Below are 21,021 nucleotides of genomic sequence, written 5' to 3'. Positions count from 1 at the left end.
GGAAATAGAGCGGGACGTTCAAGCCGGCGATGCGATAGTCGACGACATGACCAACTGTTTCCGGATCATTACTGCATTCCCTCCATCTGTTCGCGGAGTTCTTCGACAGCCTTTTTGCAGTTCTGCTACCTCGATCACTCGGGCAACAGCGCCCAAGCCCTCGATGAGCGACTTGCCCTGGTCGGGTGCGAGTTGGCCACCGGCAACGGCGCGCATGATTGATCGGGCTGCGCTGGGCAGGTCTGTATCGTCGAGTTCGAATTGCACGGGCTCGGAGGTTGGCTTGATTGGCGGCACAAGGCGTTCAAGGATCAAACGGCAGGCCTGCATATCGCCTTTCTTGGCCGCTGCCAGCACCTTCTTTGTAGCGGCGTCTGCGCCCTCGGCGAGTCGGGCGCGGATTTCCTGCGTCTGGCCAGAGCGTCCCCCGGGATTACCTGATTGGCCGGGCTTCCATTTACCGCCCTTGTCGCGCTCAGTCATGCGGTGGGCGATTCCATAGCAATGACCGGTTTGTTTTCTGCGAGAGCGATCAGCAGGGCGGAAGCTTGAACGCTTCCGTCGGCCGCGGCTTCGCGGAGTCGACCCCAGGCTGCAGCAACTTCAGAGCGAGTTGGTTTGTGCTGGCGTCCTCTAGCGGGCTTGGCTGTGTTCATGGGTGGCCTCGAATGGGGTTTTGAATAGCTCAAAAACTCACATTAGGCATGATCTGATCATTTATCCAGTGCTTTTTAGGTGCACTCTAGTTGCTACACGCAACCGGATTAAACGGGACTGAAATTGTTGGTTTGCAGGGGAGTGAGGAGGGTGTTTTTGTTGCAGTAAGTCGGATATAGGCAAAGTGATACGGGGCTGGGTTTTCGGCTCAGTCATCCACCCTCAATCTGAGGTCGGGTGATTACTGGAGCGCTTTGGAGAGCGGCGGGTCGCCCTAAATCTGAGCAATACTTCTCGTCGGCGGAGTTGGTCAGATTTCAAATCATCCAACCCCAATGTGGGTGCGGACCCAGCCTTCCATTTCGGTATGTCAGGTGTCGCGACACGTTTTGCGAATTATGAAAACGTGTCGCGAAAGAGATGCCACGGAGTTTCGTGAAAACTCGGACCGGCGGGCAAAGTTTGGTAGGGTAGCGGTTCACGACCCCGTGGTTCAAACGTGAGCATGATCACAATTCAATCACACCTGCTCCAGCCTGCTGTCAGGCGGGTAATGTTAAGGAAGGACTCAGCCCGTGCCAAACGCACCGCTCAAGGAGCAGAAGATGTCTAAGCCGTCACTTTATAATGCTATACGAGATCACGACTTTTCAGAAACAACGTGCTTTTTATGTGGTAGTGACGTTGAGAATAATATGAAAAGCCGGGAGCACGTGTTTCCTAAATGGCTTCTGCACCATTTTGGGCTTTGGGATAAGCCGATGACGCTACTGAACGGAACAAAATTGGCGTACAGGCAACTGGTGATTCCTTGCTGTCAGACTTGTAATAATGAGTGTCTGTCCGGTATAGAACAAGAAGTTCAAGAGCGCTTTGTTGTTGGTGCGGCTGAAGTGGCGTCTATGGATCGTGGGCGTTTGCTTGTGTGGGTCCTGAAAATTTTCTATGGGTTGCTTTATCGGGAGCTGTTTCTTTCTCTAGATCGTCGGGAGCCAAGTGCGGGCAACATTGTCAGTACAGAAGATATGGAGCAATTTCAACTGCTTCATTTAATTCTCCAGTCATGCCGCGTGCCGATGCAATTTTCAATAATGGAAAGTGATATTCCTGCATCGTTATTTGTGTTTGAGGTTCAAGAGCCAGCAAATGCTGATATACGGTTTGATTACAAGGATGATATCGCTCATCGTACTATGTATCTCAGGTTGGGTGGGGTGGGGATACTCGCTGCATTTGATATGGGGGCACAGACGTTTGCTGGAACAGGCTTCTTTTCACGATACCAAGGGCACCCTCTACATCCAGTTCAGTTTGGAGAGCTCGGAGCAAACCTTTTTATGAAGGCTCGAGTTTTTAATCGTACTCCAAAAGTTTTAATTGGAGAGTCTCCCCAAGGTGTTAACTTCAGTGTTCTTTCAATAGCGGGACTATCATCGACTCCGGTTTTTGGAACTTGGGAGGCCGAAGATATGGCTGAAATGCTAATGTTTTTTTTAGGCTACTCGTTAGAGGAGGTGATGCCAGTGCAGGGGCGCAATGCCACCTGGCTAGAGGATAGCGACGGCGGCCTTCGATTCATTAGCATAGATACACCTCCTTGGATTACGCCAACAGAGACTTCCTTGTAACGCATACCTGGAAGCAAGCCGATCAGTGTGACCGAAGCATCTCACTGAGACCAAAACGTCACACATCGCGACATTCCACTGTGGAGGCGAGCTATCGCAGGGCTTTTTTCCGGGAGGGGAGATGTATTCAAAACTGAGGGCGTTAGCCAGATGTGTGGATTTCTGCTCACATTCGTCCATGCACCGGCTATGACCAGACTATAGTGCACCGACCATGGAGCTTACCCAGCCTGAGTCGTATGCTGTAGTTGGAATCAAACTGCCAATACACGTAGAGCGCAGCCTAGACTGACGCTCCCAAATTCACCAGGTCTTGAAAAGTGGCCTTCGCCCCAATTAAAACCGAGACAGCATCAGCCTCATGGAATTCAGCATCTAGCCTGTAATCAGCTCTGATACGTTGACTGTGAAGTTGAAGCAGTTGGTAACTCACCTTTCTGAATTTCACCGTCTTTTCGCGACTTGGTGCCAGCTCAACCTTATAAAAGTCGGAAACTTTTTTATGAGAGCTACCTCCGCACGCTGAAAGAGGGGGGGTAAGCAATGTATCAGCATAAGCGAGAGCGCAATGATACAGGCCGTAATAAGCTCGGCTTGATGCATTTCTATACGAGATTTCATTTCCCGTAGATGAGGCCATCGTACGATCTGCTTCTTCAATGAAACAGTAATTTGTTACAGGCATAAGATGTCCTTATCTCTTAATTTTGAGCATTGTCAGAAGGTATTGGGGTGCGAGTTGCATAAGTGAATGCATAGATCATGCGATTCCACTCCTCAAACTCGAAGTCCTCGGCAACGAGCGATGCCATATCTTCATTCATCTGAGCAAGTGTCTCACCAGAGCACTTTACCCTAAGCTCTAAAGAAAGGTAGTCATGACCGTCGGAGTTAATTGTGTTAGCTATACACTCAATGGGACGAACATCGTGCTTTCTGAAAACTTCTTCTGCCTTCATGAAAGCGTGATTATAGTTGTCGTCCGATATCTTCAGTCGCTGAGCAGCTTTCTTGGCTGTTATGTAATGTCCAATGTTGTACTCGTTCATTATAGCCTCGTCCTGAGCTGCTTTAATGTATGAACCTAGTAGTGTCTCAAATGCCTCGAACTTTCCTGTGCAACTAACTAGCTCTGCTGCTTTTAGGGTGCAGATTTTATCGGTCGTGTCTTTTTTTAATGCTTCGCAATATCGATCAAATGCTAAAGTATAATATCCGAGATGCTTGAGCGATATCGCAAAATTTTTCAGCATCATCGGGTGGTAGCCGCTATAGCGAAGCGATGTTTCGTGGTTTTCAAACGATTTAGTAGTGTCGCCAGTCAACGCAAAAAAAACGCCGGCAGCCATAAAGCCAACTTTGGCATCCTTAGTTTTCAACGCCTCAATATCACGTTTAAAACTTGCTTTCTCAAAAACACTCAATTGCTCTCCACTGGCGCTCAATGCATTTAAGCGGTCAATGAGTTCAGATGCAATTGTCTTCGGGACTGCCATGGCCTCTCCAAAATTCGCCGCCATCCAAAGCAGCGATAACTTTATGCACAGGTTATCCACAGGATAATCACAGTGCCGTGGACAATTACAGCTTTTTCACTGCCTTAACGTCAACAGTATTTACACGTATGACTCTAGCTAAAGGCGTCCTTACGTTTTTGGAAAGCAATGTGTGTCAAAGATTCCCTTGGTAGTCAGCGTAGCCCGGCTTGCACTAAATGTTTCGCAATTATCCAGGGGCAAAATGGCATGAAATTCATCCCCTTCCTCTAGGTAAGCGCTCAGTTTTGGGTACCTGGCGCGACGGTCGGGCAGTCGCAGTTTTCTAGCCCACCTCCCACTATTGCTGTCCAGCGCGTCTCTACAGCTTCCAGATCTCAAGTTTAGATGTGCTCAAAACTGAGCGCATCTTCTAGGTCTGCAATTATTTTGCATACCTTGTTGTGTTAGTACTAACGTTGTGTGAGTATGGATTCACGTTAGTACAAACGAGATTGCGGATGAGCCAAGACGATAAACCAATGCAGCCGAAGACCAGCAACGAGAGACAGAAGGATCTCAAGGCGCGACGAGTTGCTGACGGCTTCAAGCACACAACAGTATGGATTCACACGGAGACAGAGGAGGAGGGCAAGCAGGCTGCGCGAGACGGCAAGCCACTCAAACCGATGGCGTCCAAAGACCCCCTGAGCTGGGCAGCGGGCTGGATCAAAGAGAAGGAACGGAAGTAATCGGCGGAAATTTCCGCTCATTGATGGTCCAGAAATGGGCCATCACAGAAGAGGTGCCGGGCCGCTGCGCTAACAGCGACCTGGCGATCACACGACGAAGCTTAGAGGCACACGTAGCACCGTGGCAGCAAAAAGAACTATACGGGGCCGTTTTTACGGACGCAACCGGACGAAAAGCCCCGTAAATACTGGTGTGCCTCAGGCCGGGCTGATTCTAAATTGTCCCTCCTAAGGGGAAGGTTGGCAGTTCGAACCTGCCCTGGGACACCATCCGATTTTCAGGCTTGCGCTGTAAGAAAAAGCCCTGCCGGAGTCATCCTCCGGCGGGGCTTTTTTGTGCCCGATCACCCGACGACCTACATGGCAAGTCCGTCATTGCTGTGCCTTACTCCTCGTACCACTCAGGGAGCGAAGCGATGCGACGCAGAGGTGCACATTTCTGGTTATGGACCAACACCCGGTTACCTCTCCACGTCCATGAAGAAGTGCTCAGCGATGGGGTGCAGGTCGAAGTGCAGGCGCGGGTCAGTCATGAGGGCGTTACCCAGGTGTTTATCGGTATTTACGCCGACACTGGCTGGGCAATTTGCGAGGAGTTTCATGACAGGACGATGGGTGAGTATTACTGCACCGCGCTGAAATGGGGCGCTCAGCGGGCGAGAGAGCTGGTGGCGGACACTCAGGCGTTTGTCGCGCCGCATCGGGTCCAGGTTACATTGGCGACGGTGATCACCGATGAGCCGACGCTGGCGCTGCGGCGGATGGAAATGACGGATCGGGAGCGTTTGAAGATCCGCTCCGAAGACGCGTGGTCGGAATACCTTTCGGCCAAGACCGCGATGCTTGAGCTGATGCGCGCCACCAAAGTCGATCCCACGGTCTGGGCGGACCATAAGGAGCGACTGCGGCAGGCGATTGATCGGCGCGTCAGTGTGCAACGCGCTTATTTGCGCTGAATCATTTCCCAATTGGCAAGCTCGAAGAGCGTCGTAGCGCCTCAATGGTCTCGATCAGGTCATCGTAGGACACCGGTTTGCCAATGTGTTGGTCAAAGCCCGACTGCCGGGATTTCTGGATATCGCTGCCGGCGCCGTAGCCCGTCAGCGCGATGGCCGGCACATCCTTGAGGCGCGGGAGTTGACGTAACGCCCTCATCAGATCGTGACCGTTCATGACAGGCATACCCAGGTCCGAAATGATGAGATCGAACGACGTGCTTTGTGCTGCATCCAGAGCGGCCACCGGGCGGTCGAAGGCAATCACTTGTGCGTCTTCCATTTCCAGCAGCATCTTCAGGGTTTCAAGTACTTCGGCAGAATCATCGACCAGCAGGATCGTCAGCCCGCTCAACCTGCCTGCAGCATCGTCGATCCGCGCAACGTCTTGAGCTTCATCTTCGGATTTGGCCATCGGCAAATAAACACTGAACGTACAGCCTGCGCCCAACCCTGGTGAACTCACCTCGACCGTGCCCCGTTGCGCCTCAGTCAGCTGGCGTACCAGTGACAAGCCAATCCCCAGCCCTTCACGGTTGTGAGTGATGTGCTGCTTTTCAGCCTGCCCGAACAGGTCGAATACATGCTCAAGGTTCTCGGCAGCGATGCCGGTGCCGTTGTCTTTGACGTCAAGTCGCGCCCGCCCCCCGTCCTGACTGGCGATCAGTTGCACACGGCCACTGGCAGGGGTGAACTTCAGTGCGTTGTTCACCAGGTTCCAGATGATCTGCTCCAGGCGCGTCGGGTCGGCGTGGACCATCAATGGCTGAGAAGGCGCGTGCAACTCGACCGTGGTTTCGTGATGTTCGTTGAGGACGACGGTATGGATGTCCTGCAATACGCTGACCAGGTCCACGGTCACCGGTTGCAGCTTGAGTTTGCCGGTACGGACCCGGGCGACATCCAGCAGGTCATCGATGATTCGCGCCTGGCTGTTGACGGCGTCGCAGATCGTGTTGACAGCCTTGGCGGCGGGTGCCAGGGATTTGGTCACCGGCAGACGCCGCAGCAGTTCGGCGTTGAGCTGGATCAGATTCAGCGGATGTTTGAGTTCGTGGGACATGACCGCAAAGAACTCGTCCTTGAGGTAGTTGGTGTTGCGGGTCTCGGCCAGCTCCTGGCTCTGGGCTTCATGCTGACGTTTGTGCCCGGTCAGGTCCCGGGCGATCTTCACGTAGCCTCGCAGATTGTCACCGCTGAGCAGGGTCACCTCGCCGCTGCAAAAGAACCGGCTGCCATCCTTGCGCAGGTGCCAGCGTTCGTCATCGTTGCGGCCGTGAGTGCGCACAGCCAGCAGTTCGCTATCAGGCACACCGGCGGCGCGGTCTTCCGGCGAGAAAATGAAATCGTAGTAGGCGCCTTCGGCTTCGGTCTTGCTGTAACCGAAAATCAGCTCGGCGCCCTTGTTCCAGCTGGTGATCACCCCTTGTTCGTCAAGGGTGATGATCGCGTAATCGCGGGTGCTTTCTGCCACCAGACGCATGCGCTCTTCGCCCAGGCGCAGTTCTTCTTCCGCCGCCCGGCGTTTGGTGATGTCGATGAAAGTCAGGACCGTGCCGTCGATATGATCTTCGCTGGAGCGGTAGGGCAGCAGGCGGGCGATGTACCAGCGGTTGTCAGTGCTGCTGACCTCGCGCTCGATCATGTTCAATGACTCGAACACTTGTGCCGCGTCGCCGGCCAGATTGTCGTAGTGCAAGCGATGCGTGATGTCGAGCAACGAGCGGCCGGTATCGACCGGCAACATGCTGAAGATGTCTGTGGCGCGCGGAGTGAACCATTTGATTCGCATGCTGCGATCGACGAACACGGTGGCGATGTCGGTCGACGCAATCAGGTTGGTCAGGTAGTCGTTGATCTTGTCGGTTTCTTCAACTTTGGTTTTCAGCTCGTAGTTGACCGTCAGCAACTCTTCGTTGATTGACTGCAATTCTTCCTTGCTGGTTTCCAGCTCTTCGGTAGCCGAGCGCAGTTCTTCGTTGATCGCCTGCATTTCTTCGTTGGAAGCCTTGAGCTCTTCGCTGGAGACTTCCGATTGTTCGATGGTGTCCTGCAGGTGCAACTTGGTGCGTTGCAGTTCGCGTTCAAGGTTGGACAGCACCTGGCTTTCGGTTTGCAGCAGGGTGATGGCCTGTTCGGAAGGATCGACTTCGGCCTCTTCGAAAATCACCAGGACGTACTCGCCGTCCGACTCTTCGTCCTTATAAGGCTGGGCCAGCAGGTCGACCTTGTATCGTCGATTGTCACGGGTGATCGGCACCGCACGGGATTTCACCACCAGGCCACTCTGCTGGACCTGAAACAGCGTGGTGCGAATCTCCAGGCGCAACTCGGGAAGGATCAGCGTCAGCAGGTTGCGTGACAGCTCACCGCCGACATGGCGCAGGAAACGCCCGGCGCTTTCGCTCATGTGCAGAATGTCGGCATTGGCATCGACAATCATGCTCGGTGGCGCAGCGCGTTCGAGGGCGCGCTGATGTATGTCGCCGAAGGACAGCTTGCGCTGGACCGCGCTTTGCGGTGCCTCACGGGAAACACTGGTGCGAACGTAACCACCGCGCGGCATGGTCGGGGTGCGTCGGCTGTTGGCTGTACCGGTCTTGGCGCGGAAGATCCGGTTACGCTTGTCCACCGGGGCAAACAGCTCATGGCAAGCGTCCGCGCTCTCGGAAGACCCCAGGAACAGGAAACCGCCCGGGCGCAGCGCAAAGTGGAACATCTGCAGGATTTCGCGCTGCACTTCGCGATCCAGATAGATCAACAGATTGCGGCAGACGATCAGGTCGATTTGCGAGAAAGGCGGGTCGGACAACAGGCTGTGTTTGGCAAACAGGACTTTTTCGCGGATCTCCTTGCGGATCCGGAAATGCTCGTCTTCCTTGACGAAGTAATGCCGCAGGCGCGTCGGCGGTACATCGGTGACGATCGCTTGCGGATAGAGACCGCCCCGACCGATGCTGATGGCGCGCTCGTCGATGTCAGTGGCGAACACTTGCAGCGTGGCTTTGCTGGCATCCAGCTGCAATTGATCGCTGAGCAGGATCGCCAGGCTGTAGGCTTCTTCGCCGGTGGAACAGCCGGCTGACCAGACGCGGATTTCTTCCTTCTCGGGCTGCGCCGACACGGCGGCATTGACCAGCTGCGGCAGCACGTCCCGTTCCAGGGCTTCGAACGCCTCGCGATCACGGAAAAAGTTGGTGACGCCAATCAACATGTCGCCGAGCAGGGCTTTGGTTTCTTCGGGGTTTTGTTGCAGGTAGCGGAAATAGGCCCCCAGGTCGGGTTGGGCCGTGACCTGCATCCGGCGCTCGATCCGTCGCAACACGGTCGCGCGTTTGTAGTGCTTGAAGTCATGACCGGTGCCGGTGCGCAACTGGATCAGAATATCGTGGAGCATCTGTTCAGCGATCGCTGCGTCACGCTCGGACACGGAAGCGAAGGTTTGCAGTTCCGGGTCATTGGCGGTGGGCAAGCTGATTTCCTGTGAGTTGTGCCATAGCTCCAGCAGCTTTTGCGGCATCTCCACCACCGGCAACACCAGATCGACATTGCCGGTCTCGATAGCGGCGCGGGGCATGCCGTCGAACTCGGCATCTTCCGGTGCCTGGGCCACGGTGATACCGCCATGTTCCTTGATCCGCGACAAGCCGACTGCGCCATCGGAGCCGCTGCCCGAGAGCACCAGGCAGAAGGCGCGTTCACGGTGGACTTCGGCCAGGTCGCGGAAGAACAGATCGATGGAAGCGTGGCGGCCCTCGCGCGGGTCGTTGCTGCTGACCTCAAGCGCGCCGTCGTTCATCGTCAGGCGCTGAGCCGGTGAGATGACGTAGATGTGGTTTTTCTCGATGCGCACGGTCTCGGTGACCTGCAGGACCGGCATCCGGGTCGATTCCTGGACGATCCTGTCCGCAATGCTCTGGTGATCGGGCGACAGGTGAAGAATGATCACGAAGGCCATGCCGTTGTCGTGCGGCATGTTCTCGAAAAACAGTTTGATGGCCTGCAGTCCGCCCGCCGACGCACCAATGCCCACCACCGGGAAGTCCAGTGTGCTGGGGCTCAGGGCCTTTCGCTCAGGAGCATGGGTGGAGGGTGGGGGAGTGGTGGTCATGACTTCAGCCTTTTACCGGCAACGGGGGATGAGTTGAGTTCAAGAAGAGATAAGCGCACTGCAATAAAGCAGGATAATCCCGTTTTTCAATAACACCTTCAAATATTTAGAGACACTTGAATGGCGGGATTTCTCAAGGGAACGGCACTCCTGGCCGATAACCCGAACGGTCATGCTCTTCTTCTCAAATTGCCTGGAAATCTTCGATGTTGTCGTATCACCAAAAGAGTTTTCTGATCGTCGATGATTTCTCGGATTTCCGCAGTTCCGTCAGGTCCATGCTGCGTGAACTGGGGGTCAAGGACGTTGATACTGCGGACACCGGTGAGCAGGCGCTGCGCATGTGTTCGCAAAAAGCCTACGATTTCATCCTGCAGGATTTCCACCTCGGCGACGGCAAGAAGAACGGTCAGCAAGTCCTCGAAGACTTGATGATCGAGAAGCTGATCAGCCATGAAAGTGTGTTCGTCATGGTCACCGCCGAAACCAGCCAGGCCATGGTGCTCAGCGCGCTGGAACACGAACCCGACGCTTATTTGACCAAGCCGTTCAACCGCTCCGGCCTGGCCCAGCGTCTGGAGCGACTGGAACAACGCAAGAACTTGCTCAAGCCGATCCTGCAAGCGCTCGATCGTGGCAAACCGCTCGAAGTGCTCAATGCCTGCATCGAGCTGTGCAAGAAGGACATCCGTTATTCGCCGCTGTGCCTGCGTTACCGCGCAGACGCCTTGCGCGACCTGAATCAGAACGAAGCGCTGGAACGCCTCTACGACAGCATCATTGCCGATCGTCCCTTGCCGTGGGCGTTTGCCGGACTGGGCAAGTTGTTGTTCAAGCGCGGCCAGGTCAGCCAGGCCAAAGGCATCTACGAAAAAGCCCTGAAAGTGTTTCCGATGATGCCGGCGCTGTATGACGGCATGGCCGATGTGCTGGTGGTCGAAGGGGATACCAAGGGCGCGCAGAAAGTCCTGGAAGAGGCGATTCGCCTGTCGCCGCTGGCGGTGCGCCGCCAAGCGTTGCTGGGCAAACTGGCGATGACCAACGAAGATTTCGACACGGCCTCCAAGGCTTATCGCCAGGCCGTGTCCCAAGGTGCTCAATCGCGCTTCAAGGATGCCGAAAGCAACCTGGGCCTGGCCCACGCGTTGATCAGCAAAGGCAGCGAGAAAGGTCTGGATACCCGCACCCGACTGGAAATCAACACGACCCTCAGTCTGGTGGCCAAGGAGAATCCTTCCGACCCGGGCTTGCAGATTCGTGCGCGCTTGATGAAAGCCACCAGCCTGTTGCTCAACGACGCCGAAACCGCCGAGAAGCTCACCGAGCAGGCGATGATGCGCCTCGACGGCATGGAGCAGTTCATGAGCGCCGAAGCGGCGCTGCTGGTGGCCAAGCAGCTGCAAATGCTAGGACAAGCGAGCGCCGGTGCGTCGATGTTGAAAAACTGTGCGGAAATTTACGGTGACGATCCGGTGGTAATGCAAGGCATCGCCAAACTGACCGATGACCCTACGATCCTAAGCCAGAGCAACGCGGCTTCCGAACTCAACCGTCAAGGCGTGCAGGTGTACAAGACCGGCAAGCTGGCGGAAGCCCGGGAGGTGTTTCGCAAGGCCCTGCACATGCAGCCGAAGAACATCAGTATCGCGCTGAACATGGCGCAGTCGTTGCTGCATGGCACGGACACCAGCGTACCGTCGGCCGAACTGGATGAATGCCGGGCCTGCCTGAAACTGGTCGGCATGATGCCCGACACCGACGCGCGTTATCCGCGCTACCAGAAACTGAAAATCAAGGCGTTCAGCGGATGAGCCAAGACAACTCTGCACTGGATTTTTCTACGGTGATTGCCTCCACCGTGCACGACATGAAGAACTCGCTGGCCATGCTGATGCAGGCCCACAGCCATTGGCTGGCGCGCTTGCCCGATCCCGAGCGGCACAGCCCGGAGCAGGGCGTCATCGAGTACGAGTTCGCTCACCTCAACGGCATGCTGGTGCAGTTGCTGGGGCTGTACAAGCTGGGCGTCAATCAGATGCCGTTGCAGCCGGCCTACCATGATCTGGATGACTTCCTCGAAGCGCAGTTGGCCTGTCATCAGGAAGTGTTCGCCAGTCGCGGCATTGTAGCGACCTATGAAGTCGACCCGTTGAGCCCCCTGGGTTTCTTCGACCGGGAGCTGGTGGCCTCGGTGCTGGCCAACACCATCACCAACGCCATTCGTTACGCCCGCCAGGCGCTGTTGATCAGCGTCAGCGATGAGGACGGCCAGCTGGTGCTGACCATCAACGACGATGGCGACGGTTATCCAGCCCAGATGATCGAGCTTCAGGCGGACTACGTGCAGGGCATCAACTACAGCAGTAGCAGCACCGGCCTGGGCCTGTACTTCGCCGGACGGATCGCCGCGCTGCACCAGCGCAATGGCGTGGGCGGGCGCACCCGGATCAGCAACGGCGGCCCGTTGGGCGGCGGTCTGTTCAGCCTCTATCTGCCCTGATAAAAAATGCGCCCTGCGGGGCAATACTGTTCACATTAAGACAATGCTCAGTCGAGCAAGAAACCTGTGGCGAGGGGATTTATCCCCGTTCGGCTGCGAAGCAGTCGTTAGTCTGCCCCACTCGGTCCGTCTGAACGGTCGAAGGGGCTGCTTCGCAACCCAACGGGGATAAATCCCCTCGCCACAAATGTGGGTGACCGGAGTTAGGTAAACAATATTGCCTTACGGGGAGCGTGATTTCTTTGTGTGCGCTGCTTGATATTCCGAACAGGCGGAGCCTATTTTGTACGGGTCGCCGTTCGCGGCTCGCACAATTACAAAGGATTGCGTCATGACAACCGATGGCCATCGGTCACTCGCACAGCGATTGACGGGCATTGATGAGATTGAATGTGTCACGCCGGATTTGAACGGCGTGCCTCGCGGCAAAGTAATGACCGCCGAGGGGTTTCTTGAAGGACGGCGTTTGCAGATGGCGCGGGGTGTGCTGCTGCAATGCATTATGGGCGGATATCCGCCAGCCCGTTTTTACGGCAGCGATGATGGCGACCTGGCGCTGGTGCCTGACCCTGCACACATCCACCGTTTGCCCTGGAGCCAGCTACCGCGGGCATGGGCCATTTGCGACGCCGATGAACTGACCGGCGAAAGCTCGAAGCTGTCGACTCGTGGGCAGCTCAAAGCGGTCATCGCCCGTTACGCGGCCCTGGGCCTGGAGCCGGTGGTGGCGACCGAACTGGAGTTCTTCGTGTTCGCGCCCAATCCCGACCCGACGCAACCGTTCCAGCCGCCGCTCGGTCTGGACGGTCGCCGCGAGGACGGTCATTCGGCGTTCAGTGTCAGTTCCAATAACGGCTTGCGGCCATTCTTCACTGAAGTCTATGCCTGCATGGCGGCCCTGGGTTTGCCACGCGACACCTTCATGCACGAGATGGGCGTCAGCCAGTTCGAGATCAACTTGCTGCACGGCGATCCGTTGCTGCTGGCTGACCAGACGTTCCTGTTCAAACACTTGCTTAAAGAAGTCGCGCTCAAGCACGGTCTGACCGTGGTGTGCATGGCCAAGCCGCTGGCGCACACGCCGGGCAGTTCGATGCACATTCACCAGAGCATCGTCGAGATCGGCAGCGGGCGGAACGTGTTCAGCGACGAGGCCGGCGAACCGACGGCGACCTTCCGTCATTTCATCGGTGGTCAGCAGGCTGGCATGGCGGACTTCACCGCGCTGTTCGCGCCGAACGTGAATTCCTATCAGCGCTTGTGCCATCCGTTTGCCTCGCCGAACAATGCCTGCTGGTCGCACGACAACCGTGCCGCCGGATTGCGCATTCCGGCCAGTTCGCCGGCCGCTCGTCGGGTCGAAAACCGCTTGCCGGGGGCCGATGCGAACCCGTACCTGGCGATTGCCGCCAGCCTTGCCGCCGGTTTATATGGCATCGAAAACCAACTGGAGCCGAGCGCGGCGATCCAGGGCGAATTCGAAGTCCCGGATAATCTTTCGTTGCCGTGTACCTTGCATGCCGCTCTTGAACGTCTGAAACGTAGCCAATTGGCGAAGGAACTGTTCGGCAAGGAGTTCATCGAAGGCTACGTCGCTTCGAAGACCATGGAGTTGACCAGCTTCTTTGATGAAATTACTCCCTGGGAGCGCCGTGTCCTGGCGGCCCAGGCCTGACGACCTGTCGTCTTCGGACTATCTTTTCGGGTAGCCCGTTTCTCACCGCAAGGAGCCGCTCGGAACGCCGATGCGCCAAATCTGGAAACCTTTTCGAGCGCTTTATTTTGCCTCGCTGATGATGTTGATCGGCTCAGGCTTGCTGAGTACGTACCTGGGCTTGCGCCTGGCGGCGGATAACGTCGACAGCCTGTGGGTCGGTGCGTTGATGGCGGCTAACTATTTCGGCCTGGTACTGGGCGGCAAGATCGGTCACCGACTGATCGCCCGGGTCGGGCACATTCGCGCCTATTCGGCCTGCGCCGGGATTGTCGGCGCGGCGGTGCTGGGTCATGGCCTGGTCGACTGGTTGCCAGCGTGGATATTCCTGCGGGTGATCGTCGGCCTCGGCATGATGTGCCAGTACATGGTCATCGAAAGCTGGCTCAATGAGCAGGCCGAAGCCTCGCAGCGCGGCACGGTGTTCAGCGGCTACATGATCGCCTCGTACCTGGGGCTGGTGCTCGGTCAGCTGATTCTGGTCATGCACCCGGCCCTGGGCCTGGAGCTGCTGATGTTGGTCGCCTTGTGCTTCGCGCTGTGCCTGGTGCCGGTGGCCCTCACTCGTCGCATTCACCCGGCGCCGCTGCATCCCGCGCCGATGGAGCCGCGGTTCTTCATCAAGCGGGTGCCGCAGTCGTTGAGTACGGTGCTGGGGGCGGGGCTGATCATTGGCTCCTTCTACGGTCTGGCGCCGCTGTATGCCTCGCAGCAAGGGTTGTCCACCGAGCAGGTCGGTCTGTTTATGGGTAGCTGCATTTTCGCCGGATTGCTGGTGCAGTGGCCGCTGGGCTGGTTGTCCGACCGCTATGACCGGGCATTGTTGATCCGCTGTTTTGCGGTGGTTCTGGCTCTGACTGCGCTGCCGCTGGCAATCATGCAACAGGTCCCGCTGGAGGTTTTGTTCGTTGCCGGGTTCTTCTGTTCGCTGGTGATGTTTTGCCTGTATCCGCTGGCAGTGGCGTTCTCCAACGACCACGTCGAAGGTGATCGTCGTGTGTCCCTGACCGCGATGTTGCTGGTGACCTACGGCGTTGGTGCCAGTATCGGGCCGTTGGTGGCCGGGGTGCTGATGAAGCTGTTTGGCAGCCACATGCTGTATGCCTTCTTCAGTTTCTTCGCGTTGGTGCTGGTGTGGCGGATCCGCCCGAAAGCGGTCACCAATCTGCATCAGGTCGAAGATGCGCCGCTGCATCACGTGGCCATGCCGGACAGCATGTCGAGTTCGCCACTGGTGGCGTGCCTCGACCCGCGGGTTGACGAGCAAGTGGTGCAGGATCAGATGCAAAACCCCATCAACCCTGAGCCGGAGCCTGAGCCCGAACCGGATCCCGAAACCGATCCTCCACCGGAAGACCCGGACGCGGGTCGCGAGCAAAGCTTTACCGAGGCCAGGCCTTAATCAGGCGCATAAAAAAACGGGCAGTCACCGCAAGGGACTGCCCGTTTTTTGTTGAGGCGCCGTATTACATGTCGTCTTTATCGAAGCGGCGCGCTTCGCGTTGAAGCTGATAGACGAACCGCTCGACCTGGCGCTGCACTTGACCACTCATGTTGTGAAAGCGCACGCCGGCGAAGGTGGTGGAGATTCTCTCTTCGAAATGCAGATAACGCAGTTCCACCGGCGCGGTCATTTTGCCGAAGGGCAGGTCGGCGCTGAAGCGGTCGTAGACCTGACCCAATTGCAAGCGGGGGGTAATGTCGCCTTCAAAGCGCAGCTTGCAGCCCGTGGCGGAGATGTCCAGCAGCTTTCCGCTGACCGGAAACTTGAGCTTTTCACCCACCAGTTCGACATTGACCAGTTGCGCCAGCTTCAACGCTGCCCGGAAGGCATTGCGGCGCTGATGGTAGACCACTTCGTCGGGGAGGGTGCCACGGTAGCAGCGACCGCCAGCGGATTCGTCAATGGTCAGCGTACCGTTGCTTTCCCACGCGATGCGCACGCCGTCGTGAAAGCCTTCGACCCGAAAGGATTCGCCGGCCAGCAGATAGCGCTCGCCGTCGCGCGGCACCATCTCGTCCAGGGCAATCATGTTGCTTTCACGGTCGACGTCCACCAGATAACTCTGGAAGCGCTGGCTACGTTCATGGAACGTGATGATCAGCGGGTCGTGGCTTTCTTGCAGCTGCCGCAGGTTGCCGGCAATCTCCATCGGCGTGGATAGCACCTTGGGTGGCTGCGGAGCGTCATCCGCGTTTAAGGCATTGAACACGGTTCATCCTTCTCCAGACAAAATTTGACTGCGACTTGCTAGCATACTGCCAGTATGCGACACGTCTTGATAGAGCCTGCTCATCAACAGGCTCAAGCCTGACTGAGCGGGCGCGGCTTCGCTAGCATGGAGGTTGATCCGCGGGCATCGTAAAGCGCTGGCGGTTCGCCGCCGGTGAGGATTTTCAGCTGATTGGCCGTGGCGGCCTGCTGGACCAGGATCGACTGGCCATTATTGACGTTTGCCGCCTGGCATTGAGCCAGGAGATCGGTCAGCACGTCGCTCTGTGCCAGCAACTGATCGCCGATGCTCGACTGGCTGGCAAGTTGCTCCAGGCCGCTGCGATTGGTCGGCAGGTTCAGGCTGGCGAGGATTTCACTGCGCTTGCGGCCATGTTGTTCAAGCAAAATGATCATTGCCTGTTTCTGCGCCAGAATATCTTCCAGCAGCGGCATGTCGCGACCATGCAAAGCGATGGATTCGGTTTGCAGCAACTCCAGCAAGTATTGCGCTGGAGCAAAGTCGTCGATGATCAGTTGCAGTAAATTAGTGTCGTGCATGGCTGGCCTTGGGGTTTAAGCGTCCAAAAGCCTGGCGCAGGCCGTGGCCTAGCGCTGGGCTTCGAAGTTGAGCAGTTTGCTGGCTACACGGTTGCTGTCGACTTTATAGCTGCCATCGGCAATCGCTGCTTTCAACTCGGCCACGCGGGCGTTGTCGACGGCAGGCTGATCGCGCAGCTTGTCAGTGACCTTCTGCAACTGTTGAGCCTCATTGCTGAGGTGTACCGATTCCCCGCTTTTGGCGGTACTGGCCTGTTCGGCCGGGGTATTCAGCGGCGCGGATTTGCCGGCTTCGGCAGTTTCCTTCGCGGTGCTGGTACGCGTACTACCGGTAAGTGACGAGGAACTGTTCAAACGGCTGAAATCGATGACCATGATAAAAAACCTCTGGGTATTTGGACGCTTGCCATGTTTTCGGCTCTCCCTGCGAAAACTTTAGGCCCATTTATCAATGAGCTTGCATGCGCCAGCGCTTGTCCTGCCTGCGGCACAGTTTAGGGAACAGCCGGGCGGCGCGCCATCTTTCACCCACAGATCGTTCTACATGGCCACTTCCACCTGGCCAGGCGCCATGACTTGCGCCTTGATGACACGCTGGGAGTTCAGGTTTTTCACACGAATCTGTTCACGCAGGCCGCCGTTGGACAGGGCTTCGCCCGGCATCCGCACACTGAGCGTACCACTGCGGGCGGTAATCACCACTTGATCGCCTTTGCTGATGACTTCCGCCTGTTCGAGGTGGACCAGCGTCAGCACCTGATTGGCGACCGTTGGTCGGGTAAGTTTTTGCCCCACGGCCTGTTCCAGGGAAGTGAAATAACCCTGGTTGATCTGGCTGATGTCCCGCTCGCGCAACATGACGTCGCCGGGCTCGATGACCCCGGCGCGCTTGAGCGGCCGCGTGGTCGTGACAACGTCCCGAAACAGGCGGACTTGAGCGGGCACGAAGACTGTCCAGGGGGCCGCACTGTCGCAGCGGACCTTGACCGTTACCCGCCCGATCGGGGTTGCCGGGCTCTCCAGGGTGGCTGTCAATTCCTTGTCGCACATGGGCATGTGCATCCGCGGATCGAGCTGGTTGACCTCGATTTCGTAGCGTCCCTCCGTTTGACTGGTAGCCAAATAGTCTTCTACGGTGAATTCAAGAAAGCCCTGAGTGACGCCGATAAGCATGTCAGGCAAGGTAACCGCGTCAGCAAGGGCAGGGCTGCCAGCGTTGAACAGGCAAACGGCCGACATCGCGCAAAGCAATTTGCGGGAAGTTGATGTCAGGCGTCGGAAAAATGTCGGTTCTGTGTTCATAAGAGTTAAAAAGCAAGCGCCGTGCCGTTTAGCAATAAATGTGCGTCGCAACACACTTAAGCGTTGGTGTAGGAGTCTGTGCATGGCTGGTGTAATGGATGCGGTAAACCAGCGCACGCAACTGGTTGGGCAGAATCGCCTTGAGCTGTTGTTGTTCCGTCTCGACGGCCAGCAGCTGTATGGGATCAACGTGTTCAAGGTTCGGGAAGTGCTGCAATGCCCCAAACTGACCCTGATGCCCAAGTCCAGTCCTGTCGTGTGCGGTGTGGCAAATATCCGGGGGGCGACCATTCCGATTCTGGATCTGGCAATGGCGACCGGCTCCGGCGCACTTAAAGATCAGAGCAACCCGTTCGTGATCATCACGGAATACAACACCAAGACCCAGGGTTTCCTGGTGCGATCGGTGGAGCGCATCGTCAACATGAACTGGGAGGAGATTCATCCGCCACCCAAGGGCACGGGACGCGATCATTACCTGACGGCTGTGACTCGGGTCGACAATCAGTTAGTCGAAATCATCGACGTCGAGAAAGTGCTGGCGGAAGTGGCGCCGACACCGGAAGCGATTTCAGTCGGCGTGGTGGATGTCGAAACCCAGCACAAGGCGTTGTCGTTGCGCGTATTGACGGTCGATGACTCGTCGGTGGCGCGCAAGCAGGTGACCCGTTGCCTGCAGACGGTCGGCGTCGAAGTGGTGGCGTTGAACGACGGCAGGCAAGCGCTGGATTACTTGCGCAAGCTGGTCGATGAGGGCAAGAAGCCTGAAGAAGAGTTCCTGATGATGATTTCCGACATCGAGATGCCGGAAATGGACGGGTACACACTGACGGCCGAGATCCGCAACGACCCGCGCATGCAAAAGCTTCATATCATCCTGCATACTTCGTTGTCGGGTGTATTCAATCAGGCAATGGTCAAGAAAGTCGGTGCGGATGACTTCCTTGCCAAATTCCGTCCTGATGACTTGGCATCCCGGGTAGTCGACCGGATCAAAGCAGCAGATATCAGCTAGGGGCCTTCTGCCCCTAACGGTTCACACGATTTAAGAGGCGGCATCTTTGTCTACGGGTAATTTGGATTTCGAACAGTTCCGGGTGTTCCTGGAAAAAGCCTGTGGCATTTTGCTCGGTGAAAACAAGCAGTATCTGGTCTCGAGCCGTCTCAACAAACTGATGGAGCAGCAAGGCATCAAGTCCCTGGGTGAGTTGGTTCAGCGCATCCAGACCCAGCCGCGCAGCGGTTTGCGCGAGATGGTGGTGGATGCCATGACGACCAACGAAACCCTGTGGTTTCGTGACACCTATCCGTTTGAAGTCTTGAAGAACAAGGTGCTGCCCGAAGCGATCAAGGCTGCCCCCGGCCAGCGCCTGCGGATCTGGTCGGCGGCGTGCTCGTCGGGTCAGGAACCGTATTCGCTGTCGATGTCCATCGATGAGTTCGAGCGGGTCAACATGGGCCAGCTGAAGATGGGCGCGCAAATTGTCGCGACCGACCTCTCCGGCACCATGCTGACCAACTGCAAGACCGGCGAGTACGACAGCCTGGCTATCGGCCGTGGTCTGTCGCCCGAGCGCCTTCAGCGTTACTTCGACCCGAAAGGGCCGGGACGCTGGGCGATCAAGGCGCCGATCAAGAGTCGCGTGGAGTTCCGCTCGTTCAACCTGCTGGACAGCTATGCGGCCCTCGGCAAGTTCGACATCGTGTTCTGCCGCAACGTGCTGATCTACTTCTCCGCCGAGGTGAAGAAAGACATCCTGTTGCGCATTCACAGCACGCTCAAGCCAGGCGGTTATCTGTTCCTCGGCGCCTCCGAAGCGCTGAACGGTTTGCCGGATCATTACCAGATGGTCCAGTGCAGCCCGGGGATCATTTACCAGGCGAAGTGATTCGTTGGCAGCATAAAAAAACGGGAGTCCTCAGCGGCTCCCGTTTTTTTTGCCTGATGATTTCTACAATCCACCGCCATCCCCTGTGGGAGCGAGCCTGCTCGCGATAGCGCCGTGTCAGCCAACATCAATGTATCTGTTACACCGCCATCGCGAGCAGGCTCGCTCCCACAGGGGGTGGTGGTGTTCTTGGAGGGGTATAAGCGGCAGAAAAGCGGCAGGCGGCGGAAATCGGTTGCCGCTTTTCTGGCATTGCCGCCTTGCCACCACCCGCAAAGCCCCGGTTTACGGGCTTTTTTGAATTGGCACGCCGCTTGCTATGTCTCTGTTACGAAAAATCAGGTCACCCGAAGGTTTCCCGACATGAGCATCAGCTTCGATAAAGCGCTCGGTATCCACGAACAAGCCCTGGGCTTCCGCGCTCAGCGTGCCGAAGTCCTGGCCAACAACATCGCCAACGCCGATACCCCGAACTACAAGGCTCGGGACCTGGAATTCTCCAAGGTGCTCGCCGCACAGAACGAGAAAACCAAGGGCGGCACGTTTGCCTTGAACATGACCAACAACCGTCATATCGAGGCCGAAGGCCTGGGCAATGGCGACGAGTCGCTGATGTATCGCACGCCGATGCAGCCGTCGATCGACCAGAACACCGTGGATGCCCAGCTGGAACAGTCGAACTACGCGGAAAACGCCGTCGGCTTCCAGGCCAGCTTCACCCTGCTCAACAGCAAATTCAAAGGGCTGATGTCAGCCCTGCGCGGAGAGTAATTCATGTCCCTATCCAGTGTTTTCAACATTGCCGGTAGCGGCATGAGCGCTCAGACCACGCGCTTGAACACCGTGGCCTCGAACATCGCCAACGCCGAAACCGTCTCGTCGAGCATCGACCAGACCTATCGCGCCCGTCACCCGGTATTCGCCACCATGTTCCAGGGCGGCCAGAGCGGCGGCAGCGATTCGCTGTTCCAGAATCAGGACGCCGCCGGTCAAGGCGTGCAAGTGCTGGGCGTGGTCGAAGACCAGAGCAACCTTGACGCACGTTACGAGCCGAACCACCCGGCCGCCGATGCCAAGGGCTATGTCTACTACCCGAACGTCAACGTCGTCGAAGAAATGGCCGACATGATTTCCGCCAGTCGTTCGTTCCAGACCAACGCCGAAATGATGAACACCGCCAAAACCATGATGCAGAAGGTCCTGACCCTCGGTCAGTGATAAGGGG

Annotated in this window: 18 protein-coding genes; 11 read left to right on the top strand and 7 right to left on the bottom strand. The window is 56.9% G+C overall.

What is annotated here, in order from left to right; all coding sequences use genetic code 11:
• Nucleotides 1-18 precede the first annotated feature (18 nt).
• Nucleotides 19-483 (bottom strand): DUF5681 domain-containing protein, encoded by a 465-nt coding sequence (locus ACRC4F_RS21170; protein ID WP_438661097.1) that lies wholly within the window; start codon nt 481-483, stop codon nt 19-21.
• Between the two features lie 779 nt (nt 484-1,262).
• Between ACRC4F_RS21170 and ACRC4F_RS21165 the strand changes: the two genes are divergently transcribed.
• The gene (locus ACRC4F_RS21165) at nt 1,263-2,285 is read left to right on the top strand and encodes a hypothetical protein (RefSeq protein ID WP_438661096.1); all 1,023 of its coding nucleotides are present in this window, start codon (nt 1,263-1,265) and stop codon (nt 2,283-2,285) included.
• A gap of 701 nt (nt 2,286-2,986) precedes the next feature.
• Here the strand turns inward: ACRC4F_RS21165 and ACRC4F_RS21160 are convergent.
• The gene (locus ACRC4F_RS21160; RefSeq protein WP_438661095.1) at nt 2,987-3,781 is read right to left on the bottom strand and encodes a hypothetical protein; all 795 of its coding nucleotides are present in this window, start codon (nt 3,779-3,781) and stop codon (nt 2,987-2,989) included.
• A 500-nt stretch (nt 3,782-4,281) separates the two neighbouring features.
• Between ACRC4F_RS21160 and ACRC4F_RS21155 the strand changes: the two genes are divergently transcribed.
• Nucleotides 4,282-4,512, top strand: a complete 231-nt coding sequence (locus ACRC4F_RS21155; RefSeq protein ID WP_438661094.1) for a hypothetical protein — start codon at nt 4,282-4,284, stop codon at nt 4,510-4,512.
• Nucleotides 4,513-4,928: 416 nt separating this feature from the next.
• Entirely contained in the window at nt 4,929-5,468 is a 540-nt protein-coding gene (locus ACRC4F_RS21150) for a hypothetical protein (RefSeq protein WP_438661093.1), read from the top strand.
• Between the two features lies 1 nt (nt 5,469).
• Here ACRC4F_RS21150 and ACRC4F_RS21145 read toward each other — a convergent pair whose 3' ends face one another.
• The gene (locus tag ACRC4F_RS21145) at nt 5,470-9,618 is read right to left on the bottom strand and encodes a CheR family methyltransferase (RefSeq protein WP_438661092.1); all 4,149 of its coding nucleotides are present in this window, start codon (nt 9,616-9,618) and stop codon (nt 5,470-5,472) included.
• 206 nt (nt 9,619-9,824) lie between these two features.
• Between ACRC4F_RS21145 and ACRC4F_RS21140 the strand changes: the two genes are divergently transcribed.
• The 4 genes from ACRC4F_RS21140 to ACRC4F_RS21125 all read left to right on the top strand — a co-directional run bounded on the left by ACRC4F_RS21140 (nt 9,825) and on the right by ACRC4F_RS21125 (nt 15,234).
• Nucleotides 9,825-11,429: a response regulator gene (locus ACRC4F_RS21140; RefSeq protein WP_438661091.1), complete on the top strand. Its 1,605-nt coding sequence runs from the start codon at nt 9,825-9,827 to the stop codon at nt 11,427-11,429.
• Nucleotides 11,426-12,118 (top strand): sensor histidine kinase, encoded by a 693-nt coding sequence (locus ACRC4F_RS21135; protein WP_438661090.1) that lies wholly within the window; start codon nt 11,426-11,428, stop codon nt 12,116-12,118. The genes ACRC4F_RS21140 and ACRC4F_RS21135 overlap by 4 nt, the downstream gene beginning before the upstream one ends.
• A gap of 433 nt (nt 12,119-12,551) precedes the next feature.
• Nucleotides 12,552-13,793 carry a glutamine synthetase family protein gene (locus ACRC4F_RS21130; protein WP_438661147.1) on the top strand — a complete coding sequence of 414 codons (1,242 nt, stop codon included), beginning with the start codon at nt 12,552-12,554 and terminating at the stop codon, nt 13,791-13,793.
• 70 nt (nt 13,794-13,863) lie between these two features.
• Nucleotides 13,864-15,234, top strand: coding sequence for an MFS transporter (locus tag ACRC4F_RS21125; RefSeq protein ID WP_438661089.1), 1,371 nt, complete (start codon nt 13,864-13,866; stop codon nt 15,232-15,234).
• A 64-nt stretch (nt 15,235-15,298) separates the two neighbouring features.
• Here ACRC4F_RS21125 and ACRC4F_RS21120 read toward each other — a convergent pair whose 3' ends face one another.
• The 4 genes from ACRC4F_RS21120 to flgA all read right to left on the bottom strand — a co-directional run bounded on the left by ACRC4F_RS21120 (nt 15,299) and on the right by flgA (nt 17,907).
• On the bottom strand, nt 15,299-16,045 hold the full coding sequence (locus ACRC4F_RS21120; RefSeq protein ID WP_438661088.1) for a flagellar brake protein: 747 nt from the start codon (nt 16,043-16,045) through the stop codon (nt 15,299-15,301).
• Nucleotides 16,046-16,137: 92 nt separating this feature from the next.
• A complete protein-coding gene (locus ACRC4F_RS21115; RefSeq protein ID WP_438661087.1) occupies nt 16,138-16,605 on the bottom strand; it encodes a flagella synthesis protein FlgN in 468 nt (155 codons plus the stop codon).
• 48 nt (nt 16,606-16,653) lie between these two features.
• The gene (gene flgM / locus ACRC4F_RS21110; RefSeq protein WP_438661086.1) at nt 16,654-16,980 is read right to left on the bottom strand and encodes a flagellar biosynthesis anti-sigma factor FlgM; all 327 of its coding nucleotides are present in this window, start codon (nt 16,978-16,980) and stop codon (nt 16,654-16,656) included.
• Between the two features lie 165 nt (nt 16,981-17,145).
• Nucleotides 17,146-17,907 (bottom strand): flagellar basal body P-ring formation chaperone FlgA, encoded by a 762-nt coding sequence (flgA, locus tag ACRC4F_RS21105; RefSeq protein WP_438661085.1) that lies wholly within the window; start codon nt 17,905-17,907, stop codon nt 17,146-17,148.
• An 82-nt stretch (nt 17,908-17,989) separates the two neighbouring features.
• On the opposite strand from flgA, the gene ACRC4F_RS21100 reads away from it, so the two are divergent.
• The 4 genes from ACRC4F_RS21100 to flgC all read left to right on the top strand — a co-directional run bounded on the left by ACRC4F_RS21100 (nt 17,990) and on the right by flgC (nt 21,014).
• Entirely contained in the window at nt 17,990-18,922 is a 933-nt protein-coding gene (locus tag ACRC4F_RS21100; RefSeq protein WP_403106493.1) for a chemotaxis protein CheV, read from the top strand.
• 46 nt (nt 18,923-18,968) lie between these two features.
• Nucleotides 18,969-19,796, top strand: coding sequence for a protein-glutamate O-methyltransferase CheR (gene cheR, locus ACRC4F_RS21095; RefSeq protein ID WP_010457158.1), 828 nt, complete (start codon nt 18,969-18,971; stop codon nt 19,794-19,796).
• Between the two features lie 363 nt (nt 19,797-20,159).
• Nucleotides 20,160-20,567, top strand: coding sequence for a flagellar basal body rod protein FlgB (flgB, locus tag ACRC4F_RS21090; protein WP_010457156.1), 408 nt, complete (start codon nt 20,160-20,162; stop codon nt 20,565-20,567).
• Nucleotides 20,568-20,570: 3 nt separating this feature from the next.
• Nucleotides 20,571-21,014 carry a flagellar basal body rod protein FlgC gene (gene flgC / locus ACRC4F_RS21085; RefSeq protein ID WP_010457154.1) on the top strand — a complete coding sequence of 148 codons (444 nt, stop codon included), beginning with the start codon at nt 20,571-20,573 and terminating at the stop codon, nt 21,012-21,014.
• The last annotated feature ends 7 nt before the right edge of the window (nt 21,015-21,021 follow it).

This window comes from Pseudomonas sp., from assembly GCF_051660785.1.
Classification (GTDB): Bacteria; Pseudomonadota; Gammaproteobacteria; order Pseudomonadales; family Pseudomonadaceae; genus Aquipseudomonas.
Note: the sequence above shows the minus strand (reverse complement) of the source record. Positions and strands in the feature narration are given on the sequence as shown.

What these genes read in the sequence shown, in the direction of transcription:
- ACRC4F_RS21170 (WP_438661097.1), bottom strand. Translation starts at nt 483, where the DNA reads ATGACTGAGCGCGACAAGGGCGGTAAATGGAAGCCCGGCCAATCAGGT.
- ACRC4F_RS21165 (WP_438661096.1), top strand. Translation starts at nt 1,263, where the DNA reads ATGTCTAAGCCGTCACTTTATAATGCTATACGAGATCACGACTTTTCA.
- ACRC4F_RS21160 (WP_438661095.1), bottom strand. Translation starts at nt 3,781, where the DNA reads ATGGCAGTCCCGAAGACAATTGCATCTGAACTCATTGACCGCTTAAAT.
- ACRC4F_RS21155 (WP_438661094.1), top strand. Translation starts at nt 4,282, where the DNA reads ATGAGCCAAGACGATAAACCAATGCAGCCGAAGACCAGCAACGAGAGA.
- ACRC4F_RS21150 (WP_438661093.1), top strand. Translation starts at nt 4,929, where the DNA reads ATGCGACGCAGAGGTGCACATTTCTGGTTATGGACCAACACCCGGTTA.
- ACRC4F_RS21145 (WP_438661092.1), bottom strand. Translation starts at nt 9,618, where the DNA reads ATGACCACCACTCCCCCACCCTCCACCCATGCTCCTGAGCGAAAGGCC.
- ACRC4F_RS21140 (WP_438661091.1), top strand. Translation starts at nt 9,825, where the DNA reads ATGTTGTCGTATCACCAAAAGAGTTTTCTGATCGTCGATGATTTCTCG.
- ACRC4F_RS21135 (WP_438661090.1), top strand. Translation starts at nt 11,426, where the DNA reads ATGAGCCAAGACAACTCTGCACTGGATTTTTCTACGGTGATTGCCTCC.
- ACRC4F_RS21130 (WP_438661147.1), top strand. Translation starts at nt 12,552, where the DNA reads ATGACCGCCGAGGGGTTTCTTGAAGGACGGCGTTTGCAGATGGCGCGG.
- ACRC4F_RS21125 (WP_438661089.1), top strand. Translation starts at nt 13,864, where the DNA reads ATGCGCCAAATCTGGAAACCTTTTCGAGCGCTTTATTTTGCCTCGCTG.
- ACRC4F_RS21115 (WP_438661087.1), bottom strand. Translation starts at nt 16,605, where the DNA reads ATGCACGACACTAATTTACTGCAACTGATCATCGACGACTTTGCTCCA.
- flgM (WP_438661086.1), bottom strand. Translation starts at nt 16,980, where the DNA reads ATGGTCATCGATTTCAGCCGTTTGAACAGTTCCTCGTCACTTACCGGT.
- flgA (WP_438661085.1), bottom strand. Translation starts at nt 17,907, where the DNA reads ATGAACACAGAACCGACATTTTTCCGACGCCTGACATCAACTTCCCGC.
- ACRC4F_RS21100 (WP_403106493.1), top strand. Translation starts at nt 17,990, where the DNA reads ATGGCTGGTGTAATGGATGCGGTAAACCAGCGCACGCAACTGGTTGGG.
- flgB (WP_010457156.1), top strand. Translation starts at nt 20,160, where the DNA reads ATGAGCATCAGCTTCGATAAAGCGCTCGGTATCCACGAACAAGCCCTG.
- flgC (WP_010457154.1), top strand. Translation starts at nt 20,571, where the DNA reads ATGTCCCTATCCAGTGTTTTCAACATTGCCGGTAGCGGCATGAGCGCT.